At 66.3% G+C, this 7,760-nt stretch carries 5 protein-coding genes and 1 pseudogene; 4 read left to right on the top strand and 2 right to left on the bottom strand.

What is annotated here, in order from left to right; all coding sequences use genetic code 11:
• Positions 1 to 539: 539 nt before the first annotated feature.
• Positions 540 to 1,985 carry an aldehyde dehydrogenase family protein gene (locus ACWDA7_RS48305; protein WP_450613988.1) on the top strand — a complete coding sequence of 482 codons (1,446 nt, stop codon included), beginning with the start codon at positions 540 to 542 and terminating at the stop codon, positions 1,983 to 1,985.
• Between the two features lie 635 nt (positions 1,986 to 2,620).
• On the opposite strand, the gene ACWDA7_RS48300 is transcribed toward ACWDA7_RS48305, so the two are convergent.
• Positions 2,621 to 3,370, bottom strand: coding sequence for an SDR family oxidoreductase (locus ACWDA7_RS48300; protein WP_390747414.1), 750 nt, complete (start codon positions 3,368 to 3,370; stop codon positions 2,621 to 2,623).
• A 378-nt stretch (positions 3,371 to 3,748) separates the two neighbouring features.
• Here ACWDA7_RS48300 and ACWDA7_RS48295 point away from each other — a divergent pair, with 378 nt between their 5' ends.
• The 3 genes from ACWDA7_RS48295 to ACWDA7_RS48285 all read left to right on the top strand — a co-directional run bounded on the left by ACWDA7_RS48295 (position 3,749) and on the right by ACWDA7_RS48285 (position 7,203).
• Positions 3,749 to 4,336: a TetR/AcrR family transcriptional regulator gene (locus tag ACWDA7_RS48295; protein ID WP_450613985.1), complete on the top strand. Its 588-nt coding sequence runs from the start codon at positions 3,749 to 3,751 to the stop codon at positions 4,334 to 4,336.
• A gap of 588 nt (positions 4,337 to 4,924) precedes the next feature.
• Positions 4,925 to 5,368 (top strand): VOC family protein, encoded by a 444-nt coding sequence (locus ACWDA7_RS48290; protein ID WP_450613983.1) that lies wholly within the window; start codon positions 4,925 to 4,927, stop codon positions 5,366 to 5,368.
• Between the two features lie 362 nt (positions 5,369 to 5,730).
• Positions 5,731 to 7,203 carry an FAD-dependent monooxygenase gene (locus ACWDA7_RS48285; RefSeq protein ID WP_450613982.1) on the top strand — a complete coding sequence of 491 codons (1,473 nt, stop codon included), beginning with the start codon at positions 5,731 to 5,733 and terminating at the stop codon, positions 7,201 to 7,203.
• 111 nt (positions 7,204 to 7,314) lie between these two features.
• On the opposite strand, the pseudogene ACWDA7_RS48280 reads toward ACWDA7_RS48285, so the two are convergent.
• Positions 7,315 to 7,677: pseudogene (locus ACWDA7_RS48280) on the bottom strand (IS701 family transposase); the annotation flags it as partial.
• Positions 7,678 to 7,760: the final 83 nt, after the last annotated feature.

The following is a 7,760-nucleotide window of genomic DNA, read 5'->3' as shown; positions in this document are numbered from 1 at the left end:
GAACGGCCACCCCCTCGACCGCGGCAGCCACAGCCACCTCGCCAGACTCCAACTCAGCCTCGCAGCATGACAGTTGGAATTAGCCACCAAGATCGGGCAGGGCTCAGCGGACTCGACGAGTCGCAACTCAACCGCGTCTTCCTGCACCCCTGCCTACGATGCCATGATCTTGCGGTATCCGCTCATTTCGCACGCGACACTCAGCGTTGAGGAATTCCTTTCCGCAGCCCCGTCCGCGGGAAGCTAGTACGCGAGACATCAGCGCGTCGAGCAGGTTCCGTCGGGCAGTCACACCAGGATCGGGTGTCGAAAGAACCAATGCTGCGACGGGCGTCGGTCAATGGTCTCGTATCGAACGTCGATAACCGCGAGTCACCGTCCGAAGGATGGACCGCCGCGCGAAAGCCTACCTTCCGGCATGCGCCTGCATGCGCTCACTACACCACGTACAAAACGTCTGTCACCTCAGCGGTCCTACGGTTTAACTGCTGGCGGATGCACGTCAGCGCATCTTCAGACGTAAAGGGCCGTGACAGGACATGATTCCCACCCGTGCTTTCTGGCTCGCCGGCCGCGCGGCCAGTGGTGAGACGACCTTGGCTATTAGCTCCCCCTGGACCGGGCAGCTCATCGGAAAGGTCAGTATTCCCACCGGCGAGCAGGTCGAGGAGGCGGTGGCGTCGGCATACGCCGTTCGCGATGAGTTCGCGGCTACGCCGGCATATGTGCGTGCCGCCGCGCTCGACCACGTGAGCAAGCGCCTCGTGGAGCGCAGCGAGGAGATCGCGCAGCTCATATCCGCGGAGAACGGAAAGCCGATCAAATGGGCTCGCGGCGAGGTCGGCCGTGCGGTGTCCGTGTTCAGGTTCGCCGCGGAGGAAGCGCGCCGCTTCAACAGTGGCGAGGCTCAGCGGCTGGACACTGACGCCGGCGGCCAGGGCCGGCTCGCGCTCACCCGCCGCTTCCCGAAGGGCGTTGTGCTGGGGATCACGCCGTTCAACTTCCCGCTGAACCAATGTGCCCACAAAGTCGCCCCGGCTATCGCGGCCGGCGCCCCGATCATCCTGAAGCCGGCGCCCAATACTCCGCTCTCGGGCCTGATCATCGGTGACCTGCTTGCCGAGACCGAACTGCCGGCCGGTTCATGGAGCATCCTTCCCGTCGCCAATGACCGGATGCCGGGGCTGGTGCAGGACGAGCGCCTGCCGGTCATCTCGTTCACCGGCTCCGAGAGGGTCGGGTACGCCATCATGGACTCGGTCCCCAGGAAGCACTGCACACTGGAGCTCGGCGGGAACGGCGCGGCCGTGGTGCTGGCCGACTTTGCGAGCGACGAGGATCTTGACTGGGCCGCCAAGCGTATCGCTGTGTTCTCCAACTATCAGGGCGGGCAGTCCTGTATCTCCGTGCAGCGTGTCATAGCCGACGCCGCGGTGTACGACCGACTGCTGCCGCTTATCGTCGCAGCCGTCGAGTCTCAGGTCACCGGCGACCCCTCGGATGACCGAACCGATGTGGGTCCGCTTGTCAGTGAGGACGCAGCATGCCGCGTCGAGTCGTGGGTCGACGAAGCCGTCGGTTCCGGGGCCACGCTGTATACGGGCGGCAAGCGGGAGGGCGCCTCGTACGCGCCTACGGTCCTCGCGGATGTTCCGGCAGACACGACCCTGGCCTGCGAGGAGATCTTCGGGCCAGTTCTCACGGTGCTCAAGGTGTCCGGTGAGGCCGAGGCTTTCGCGGCCGTGAACGACTCCAAGTACGGGCTGCAGACAGGCGTGTTCACACGCGACCTGCAGGCTGCCTTCCGAGCGCATCGGGCTCTGGAGGTCGGCGGAGTCGTGATCGGCGACGTGCCCTCCTATCGCGCCGACCAGATGCCCTACGGCGGGGTCAAGCAGTCCGGTGTCGGCCGTGAAGGAGTGAAGTTCGCCATGATGGATTACACCTACGAGCGCGTGCTGGTCCTCACTGACCTTGCGCTGTAGTAGCAAGGCCCTCCCGTCGGATGCCGTGCTGCGCGCTGGCCGCCGGTCGTGGAGGGCAGGCCGGCGTCGGACCCGAACCCGCCGTCGCCGGCCGCCGTGCAGATCCGGCTGAGCAGCTCGACATCCTCTGGTCCGGTTCAGCGAGCTACGGGCTGAAGGAGCTGCAGCAGGGCAGGCCACGGCACACGACGTCGACAACCATGGCTTCCCTGCTGCTCGTTCTGCTTTCGCACGCGTCCCGTTCGGTGCGGGTTCGCCGTCAAGTCCCTTTGGCGGGTGGCGCCCGCCTTCCTGGTGCTGTGGCTGCTCGGGTTCGTCACGCTCTGCACGGGCGTGGGCGACGGCCGCGGACGAGGGTAGCGGTGGTGATCTGACTCGCACGGCACCATAGGAGTGGGGTCCGGCCGCTAACGACCGGGCCCCCCTCATGTTGCTTACGCCGGTGCCGACGCTCAGAAGCAGGCGTCTTTTCCATGGGCGCAGCGGCGGACTGCTAGCCGTCACCATGGGCAAGAGCGTCGGTGACGGGTCCTTCCCGCAGCGGCGGAGGGGCTCGGGGTGATTCGTGCCTTGTGGGGCCCTGCCAGGGGAAGGCCTCGTGTCTTCTGCCGCTTCCGCCGGCTGTATGGCTTCGGTCAGATCTGGTTGAGTCCGCCATCTACGAACAGCTCGGATCCGGTGACGAAGCTGCTCTCATTGCTGGCGAGGAACAGTGCGGCAGCTGCGGCCTCGTCCGGGTGCCCCATCCGGCCCAGCGGAATCTGGCTGGCAAAGACGTCCCTCATCTTCGCGGCCTGGTCGGCGTCCGCGGCCAGGCCGGTGATGCCCGGGGTGACGATCGGGCCGGGCACCAGGGTGTTCACTCGGATCGCGCGGCCGCTGAGTTCGTTGGCCCAGGTGCGGGAGAAGGAACGGACCGCGGCCTTGGACGCGGCGTACACGCCGAAGGCGGCGCCGCCTGAGGTGGCGGCAGTCGATCCGGTCAGGATCACCGAGGCGCCGTCATTGAGCAGCGGAATGGCCTTCTGAACGGTGAAGAGCATGCCTCGCACGTTGATGTTGAAGGTGGCGTCGAAGTGCTCCTCGGTGACCTGCTGAAGAGCGGCGAACTCACCGCCGCCCGCGTTGGCGAACAGTACGTCGATGGACCGGCCTTGCTCGGCGACAGCCGCGTAGAGGCGGTCGATGTCCGCGAGGTTCGCGACGTCGCCCCGGACAGCGGTGGCTTCCCCACCGATCTCGACCAGCGCGGCGTCGAGAGCCTCCTGCCGGCGGCCCGTGATGAACACGTGCGCGCCCTCACGTGCGAATCGCTTGGCGGTGGCCAGTCCGATTCCGCTGTTGCCTCCGGTGACGACTGCCGTCTTCCCGTCAAGCTGTCCCATGATCGTTTACCCCTGTCCGGTGCGAACGCCAGAAGACGTGCACCAAGTGTCACTGCGGCATTACAGCCCGAACCGGACGGTCCCGGGCCCAGTTATGGACTGTACGGTAAAGAACCGCGTTATGGACCGCACGGACAAAAACGTGACTGCATCCACACCTCCGGGCAGCGACAGGCAGGCCGACGCCGACCCGTCCGCGAGGGGCGCCGCGAAAGGCTCCGACCGGGAGCCATGCATCACGCACCCCCGCCATCGCGCGGCCTGCCGCCCTGTGCGGCGATGACGGAGAGACCGCCCAGCCCTCCCGGCGCTCCGTACGGCCGGGACGGCACCTCATAATCTGGACCGATAGGTCAAGAACAACGTATGCTGTGGAACATGGGACGACCGCGGAATTTCGACGAGAACCAGGTACTGAAATCTGCGCGCGAGCAGTTCTGGAATCAGGGCTACGCGGCTACGTCACTGCAGGACCTGACGGACGCCACGGGACTGGGCAAGGGGAGCCTGTACGGGGCCTTCGGCGACAAGCGGCAGCTGTTCTTGCACGTGCTGGACGGCTACCGCGACGAACAGCTGAACGGCGTTCGGGCGGTCCTCACCGGGCCCGGTACGGCCTTCGAACGCCTGACCCTGCTGGTTGAGGGGGTGGCCAAGGGATTCACGGAGGACCCGCAGCGGCGCGGCTGTCTTCTGGTCAACAGCACGTCCGAGCTGCACAGCAATGATCCGGATGTCGTCTCCCGGGCCCGGACCAGCTATCAAGCGGTCGAAGATCTTCTGATCGCCTGCGTGAAGGAAGCCCAGGACGAGGGGACGGTCGAACCGAGCACGGACGCCCAGGAGCTCGGGCGACTGCTCCTTGGCGTCATGCAGGGCATCGAGTTTCTCGCGAAGACCGACATGGACGGCTCAGCTCTGCTGCAGATAAGCCAGGCCGCCCTCAAGCAGTTGTCCCGGCCCTGACTATCCTGCGGGCCGGCACCTTTCACAGGTGATGTGCCGACAGGCAGGGATCCGGGTGGGCCTGTCGAGTCGGCGTGCGAGCGTCCGGCGCACCTGCCCTCCGAACGCCCCCACGAGTGGCCCGGGCGCCCGCTCCAGCGCGGTTGACAGCCTGCCCCTTTCACCATGCCCTTGAGCAGGCTCTCCGGCCGTACGGTTGCGCCTCAACGCGGGCCGGACGACGCTCTCAGCCGACGGCGCCGGACCATTGCCCACGGGCCCTGGGGGCGAGGTCTCCAGCTCCCCAAGTCCGCGCAGGACTTCGCTCGCGCCTCTCTTCCGTACGCCGACAGCGAGCACTCAAATGGTGCCTTGATCCACCGACTTCGCAATGCGCCTGAAGAGGACATACGTTCTTGACCGTGCGGTCCATAAGGCCTACCTTTGAGCTGCGACCCGTGGATTCGCTACTGCAAGTGGACGTCGGGTCGGCGGCAGACGGGCACAGACCGTTCCGCTGCACGGCAGAGAGAAGCCGGGCGGGACTGCACGAGAGTCTCGCGCGCCCCACCGCAAACGACTGCACACACCCAACGAAAAGTGATCACCATGACCACCGCTGCCCAGCCGCCCTTCGCCTACAGCCTTCACAACGTGACGATTACCGTCAGTGACCTCGACGCGTCGATCCAGTGGTGGAACCGGGTGTTCGGCCTCACCCTGCTGGCGAAGTCCCGCTTCGACGCCATCGGAGCCGACGTCGCCTTCCTGGAGGGCCCCGGGTTCCGGCTCGAACTCCTTCAGCCCGCAGGCGGTGTGCGGATCCCCGAACTGACGGCAGAGCCCCCCGCCCACATCCGCCCGATCGGCAACAAGGCCCTGGTCTTCCGCGTCGAGGACCTCGCCAGCGTGACCCGCACCTTCCGTGACCTGGGCGTGACGACCGTCTGGGAGCAGATGGACCTCGGCGACGACAGCATCTCGACCGCGATCCGTGACAACGACGGAAATCTCATCAACGTCTTCCAGCAGGGCGCAAGCCCGATCGGCTGACACGGCGAACCGATCGCGCTCCGTCCATCCATGCGGCACAGGACCGGACGCGCACTGTGGAGACGGCGCGCGATCGCCCTGGCCGCCGAGCCAGGTTCAGCCGCTCCGAACGCGGCTGTCCGGGACGCGGTTAGGGAGCGCCTCCGGGCCGATGCCTGACAGGCGGGGAAGTGGCCCGTCTCGTACGGTGGTCCATACGATGCTGCGGGCGCTTGCACGGTCAGGAGAAGCCACGGGTTACACCACCCGAGTGAACTCCCGGGCACGGTCACCCACCCGCCCTGAACATCACCGCTGGCGGTGGGCGGCAGTCTGATAATCACCCGTCGTACTACTCGTTCTGTCGACGCGGAGGACAGACTATGGGATCCGACATTGACGTGCTGGTCGTCGGTGCTGGTCCAGCAGGGTTGCTACTCGCAGGTGACCTGGCCGAGGCCGGAGTGCGCTGCACCGTCGTGGAACGGCGAGAAGGGGAATCCCAGCTAACCCGCGCATTCGCCGTCCACGCCCGAACGATGGAACAACTCGACGCCCGCGGCCTGGCCGACGACCTGCTGCTGACCGGCCTGCGCAACCCGATCCTGCAATTCCTGCGGATCGATCTCTCGCACCTGCCGACCCGATACCCCCACGTACTCGTGACGCCCCAGTACAACACCGAGCGACTGCTCCTATCCCGCGCCCTGACACACGGCGTGAACATCATGCGGGCCCACGAAGTGACCGGACTTCAGCAAGACCCCACCGGTGTCGACGTCACCGTGAAGACACCAGCCGGCACTGAACACAGCCTGCGCGCAGACTACGTAGTCGGCGCAGACGGACGAAACAGCTGCGTGCGCCAGTCCCTCGGCCTCCCATTCCCCGGCCGCTCCGCCGTCCGCTCCATGATGCTCGCAGACGTCCGCATGGCCGACCCGCCGAAGAAGCCGCCCACCGTCGCAGCGACCGGAGACGCCTTCGCCATCGTCGTCCCATTCGGCGACGGCTGGTTCAGGGTCATGGCCTGGAATCGCCACCACCCCATGCCCGACAACGCATCGGTCGATCTGGAAGAAATCAAAGACGTCGCCCGCCAGGCGCTCGGCAGCGACTTCGGCATGCACGACCCCCGCTGGCTCTCCAGATTCCACAGCGACGAACGCCAGTCACCCCGCTACCGAGTAGGCCGAGTATTCCTCGTCGGCGACGCCGCCCACGTCCACTCCCCCGCCGGCGGCATGGGCCTCAACACCAGCATCCAGGACTCCGCAAACCTGAGCTGGAAACTCGCAGCCGTTCAGCGCGGACGCGCACCCGAGGCCCTGCTCGACAGCTACCAGAACGAACGGCACCCGGTAGGACACCGGGTCCTGCGGATGAGCGGCGCACTGCTCCGCGGCGTCCTCACCACACCACGGGCACTGTGCGGCCTCCGTGACCTCTCAGCGCGTACGGTGCTGCAAACCCCACCAGTGGCCCGACGACTGGCCAAGGCAATCTCGGGAATCGACATCTCCTACGCCGCACCGGCCGGCGCACACCCCCTCGTCGGCAAGCGGGCACCTGACATCCCCCTCACCGACGGACGCAGACTCTACGAAGCCCTCCGCAAGCGACGGTTCATCCTTGTCACCCCGGCCGACACCGAACGCCTCCCCTCACTCATCACAGAGTGGGCCGGCGAGGTCGAGATCGTGTCACCCAAGGGGGCCACCAAGAAAAGCGTTCTGGTCAGACCAGACGCCTATATCGCGTGGGCCATCTCGGACGAGTCGCCTGAACGTCGCATCGACGCCGCCCGCCAAGCACTGACCGAATGGTGCGGGGTAGCCGGGTCTGGCGGGCAGTGACCGGCAGGCCAGGGCGCCAGCCGATGGTCTGAATTAGACCTCGATGTAGGCGATAACGACGACCGTTATCTCGGGTCTATGTGGCCTAGTACTCCAGTGCGGTTTCGTGATCTATCCAGCGGGTTCGCTGGCGGTTCGTCGTCGGTAGTGGCTGCGGCGGGCTGTTGCCTGGTGGCGTCGGCGCCAGTTGGACCAGTGCAGCAGCCTGGCCGCGGTCACGGCTGGTGGGTTGAAGACGGCGACGAGTAGGTGTCGGATCTCCGGGACAGTCAGCGTGATCGGATCGCGGCTGCGGACGAAGTGGTACGTACCTGCGGGCGGTTTGGGGGTCGCGTCGGCTACGAGGGCGGTCAGGAAGGCCAGGGCGAGCATGGCGAGGGTGATGTGCCGGTGCCAGGCAGTCCAGTTGCGGACCTGGTAGTGGTCGAGTCCGACCTGGCTCTTGGCGGCCTGGAAGCATTCCTCAATCTGCCAAGCACACTGCACCTATGAATGGGTATCAGGTAGGTGAAGTGCCGGTAATTGGGCGTGAGGGGCTGTTGCGGCTGGTCGCGGTG

The organism is Streptomyces sp. NPDC001156, from assembly GCF_053598275.1.
This window is presented reverse-complemented; position numbering and strand designations above follow the sequence as displayed.